At 21.3% G+C, this 3,620-nt stretch carries 4 protein-coding genes; all 4 read right to left on the bottom strand.

The features are described from left to right. Window positions 1-1,204, bottom strand: a 1,204-nt coding sequence (locus tag T405_RS03450) for a class III lanthionine synthetase LanKC N-terminal domain-containing protein (RefSeq protein WP_036431302.1), incomplete at its 3' end; no start/stop codon positions are given. A gap of 3 nt (window positions 1,205-1,207) precedes the next feature. Next, window positions 1,208-1,360, bottom strand: a complete 153-nt coding sequence (locus T405_RS03905; protein ID WP_156951257.1) for a hypothetical protein — start codon at window positions 1,358-1,360, stop codon at window positions 1,208-1,210. A gap of 288 nt (window positions 1,361-1,648) precedes the next feature. After that, window positions 1,649-2,443, bottom strand: coding sequence for a HinfI family type II restriction enzyme (locus tag T405_RS03455; RefSeq protein WP_036431305.1), 795 nt, complete (start codon window positions 2,441-2,443; stop codon window positions 1,649-1,651). Beyond that, complete coding sequence (locus T405_RS03460) at window positions 2,436-3,515, bottom strand: DNA-methyltransferase (protein ID WP_036431308.1); 1,080 nt, start codon at window positions 3,513-3,515, stop codon at window positions 2,436-2,438. Before T405_RS03460 ends, T405_RS03455 begins: the two co-directional genes overlap by 8 nt. Window positions 3,516-3,620 lie beyond the last annotated feature (105 nt).

Consider the following 3,620-nt stretch of genomic DNA (forward strand, 5'->3'; position numbering starts at 1 on the left):
TAAAAATTGTAAATAATTCTTTTATAATTTTTTCTATTCTAGGATTTATATAAGTTAAATTTGATATATATTTATAAAAATTAATTTCAGATTCTAGTTTATAATCAAACAATAAATCACACAACATTCAAAATAGTTTATTTTTATCATTTTTAAAATATAATGAACTTTTGTCATCATACTCATTAATAATTTTATAAAAACCTTCTTTTTCTATTTTATTATTTGACAAATATGAGTATTCTAAATCTATAAAACTTAATCTTTTTGTTTCTTCATTTCAAATAAAATTATCTAATTTCACATCATTAAGAAATAATCTTTTTCTCTTTAAATATTTTAATAAACCTTTAATATTACTTAAAAGGGAAATAATTTGATTTACCTTTTCATCTTTTTCCATACCAAATAATGTACAAAAGTGACTTTTTAAAGTTAATAAATTACTTCCTTGTTTGAATTCATATAAATAATATGAATTATTATATTCTTCTCAACATTCTACAGCTTTAGGAAAATAACTACTTCTGATATCTTTAGATATCAGAAATTCATTTTGTTTATGATGATTTTCCTCTTTATAAAAATTCTTATATTTAAGTTCCTTTAAAATATAAAAAATATTTTTATATTTTACTAGTCATACATTTGAGTAAGTATCATAATAAATCAAACCAACTATTTCATATTTATTTATATTCTTCTTTATCTTTACTTCTTTTTGAAATGGGTCAGCTATATCATCTGGTTTATATTTTTTAATTAGATTTCTTTGTTCTTCTTTTATAAAATTTCCATATCTATAATGTAGTATAGAATTTTTATATTGTCTATCCGTAAATGTTGCTGGTCCATCGTAATTCTTTAATTTACTTTCTAAATTTTCTAAAATAAAACTTGCTTGAGATTCATCTTTTGGATATATTGTGATAAATTTTCCTAGTAAATTTGATGGTTTTTTATTAAGTATTGATTTTACAAATTCCCCTTTATTTGAAATATATTTAAAGGTTATATTATTTTTAAAAAGAAAATGAATTGTTATTTCTAATATTTCATTAAAATCATTTGTAAATGAAGATACATGGATTTTTCAACCTTTTTCTGGCAACTTATATGAAGTTGATTTGAATAATTTAAAAACACCTGATTCAATTGTTTTAAAATTTCTTGGTGTTTTTAACTTGAATTCTATATTATTCATATTTTATACCTTACAAATGAATGTAAAAGTACTTTCACAAAAAATTGTATATTTCTTTGCTGCAAATTTTCCATCCCCAAGATTTTCTATTTCTGTTATAGGAAATGTATTTAATGTTTTTGTGTCAACAAAATTATAATTATATAATTCGTTCATTTCTTCTCCTTCTTTTTGATTTGATGAATATAAAGAAAAAAACCTTTTACTTATTTGAGTAAAAGGTTTTATTTTAATTAAAATAAAAAATAATAACTATTAATAATTACTCAAATAACAAAAACAACTATTAAATTTAATAGCTTTTTTAATGTTTTTAATTACTAAAGTGTTTAATTGTTGCATTTGTTATTCCTTTATATTCTGTTATTATTTTAACACATAAAATAAATAATAAGAAATTTTGCTTTCTATTTATATGAACCAACATCACATTAAATAAAATTACTAATTATTTTTAAGTATATTATTATACATATTATTAAACATATTAATTGTTTCTTGGTTTTCTGATAGTTTTAATAAATAATTATCTAATTCCTTATAATCAATTGTTAAAAATTGCTCAAAAAATCTTTTTCCTCTATAAATGACTTCCTTTTCTGGTAAATAAATATTCCCTTTCATTATTTTGTTATTAAAATAAAACAAAATAGGAATAATTTCTGTATTTACTCCAAGTTCTTCATTTAATAAATAACAATAAGTTTTTAGAAATTTTCTATTTATATCTATAAATTTACCAGTATCATGATCATCATTGTATTTAATTTCAACATAATAAATTTTATTATCTTTTTTGTCTTTGAATAATAAATCAATATCATGGCTTGATTTTATGAACTTACCTTTATTTATATTTCTTTTTAAAGATGTCAAGAGATTATGGTATTCCCTATCTAAATCAATATTCAAATCTTGTTGGCATCTTGTTATATATTCATCTATTTGTTTTTCATTTGATTGAGATATAAGAAAATTATTATATCTCTTCCCTGAATATTTTGAGATTATTTCATATCTAGGATTTTCTTTTTTCAAATTCTGAATCAATATTTCTATAAAATTACCAAACTGAATGTTCATACTTTGTAATATTCCACCAAGTATTCTATATCTTTTAGGAATGAAGTGAATTTTGTTATTATGTTTTTGGGACAAATAATTAACTTTTAAAAGGCTTTTGTTAATTATTTCTTTTACTGCTTCGCTTATCAATCTTTTTATATCTTTATTAATCATTATTTTTCTCAGTAAATAAATATCTTAAATCATTAATAGAAATAATTTTATTTTTATATTCAACATAAAAATAATCTCAACCATTATTATTTATTTTATTAAGTTTTTTTGCACTCATTTTATGTATAGAGAGTTCTTCTTCACCATCCCATACTTTACCAGTTTCTAATAGAGTACATATTTTCTTATTATTTTTGTCATATAAAGAATCTCCAGGTTTTAAGTAATGAAATTCTAATAATTTTTGAACAGAAACTTTTGGAGGTTTAACTTCTAAATCTAAGTTAGTAATATTATTGCTCTCTATTTGTGTATTTTCTATTCTTTTTTGGGCAGGTTCTATATATTTAAATTCTCTTTCTATACCTATTCAGCTTCTTCCTATTTTTTTTGCTATAACACCGGTTGTTCCAGTCCCAAAAAATGGGTCTAAAATTAAGTCATTAGGTTTTGTTGCTGCTAAGATTATTTTATATAATAATGCTTCTGGTTTTTGAGTGTTATGTATTTTTTTTCCATTTGAATCTTTTAATCTTTCTTTTCCCGTAGATAAAGAAATGTTTCAAACTGATTTTTCTTGTTTTTGGTTATTTAAAAACTTCATCGTTTTATAATTAAAAGTAAATTTAGATTTTTTTGATTTTGCAGCTCATATCATAGTTTCATGAGAATTAACAAATCTTGTTCCTGCAAAATTTGGAACTGGATTTGTTTTACTTCAAACAATATCATTAATTATTCAAAAACCTAAATTTTGTAATAAATAGCCTATTCTGAATATATTTTGAAATGAACCAATAACACAAATAGTCCCGTTAGATTTTAAAACCCTTTGGCATTCTGTTAATCATTTCAATGAATATTCATCATATTCATTGAAATCTTTAAATTTATCTCATTCATCATCTACACCATTGAATTTTTCACCATTAGTTCTTAATAATTCTTTTTCTGTTTGCATAAAATAGGGTGGGTCTGCGAATATAAAGTCTATACTTTGGTTTGGAATTTTTTTTAATACATAAGTATTTTCACCTTGTATTATTTTGTTAATAAAATGATCTATTTTCAATGTTTCTCCTAGTTTTGTTGATAGCGTAGAAAATAAGAGAGTAAAAAACTACAAGCTAAGTGCTTGTAGTTTTTTGTTTTTGTAAAGGATTAAAAAAAACTTCTT

Origin of the sequence: Mycoplasmopsis felis ATCC 23391, assembly GCF_000701865.1 — a bacterium.
Classification (GTDB): domain Bacteria; phylum Bacillota_I; class Bacilli_A; order Mycoplasmatales; family Metamycoplasmataceae; genus Mycoplasmopsis; species Mycoplasmopsis felis.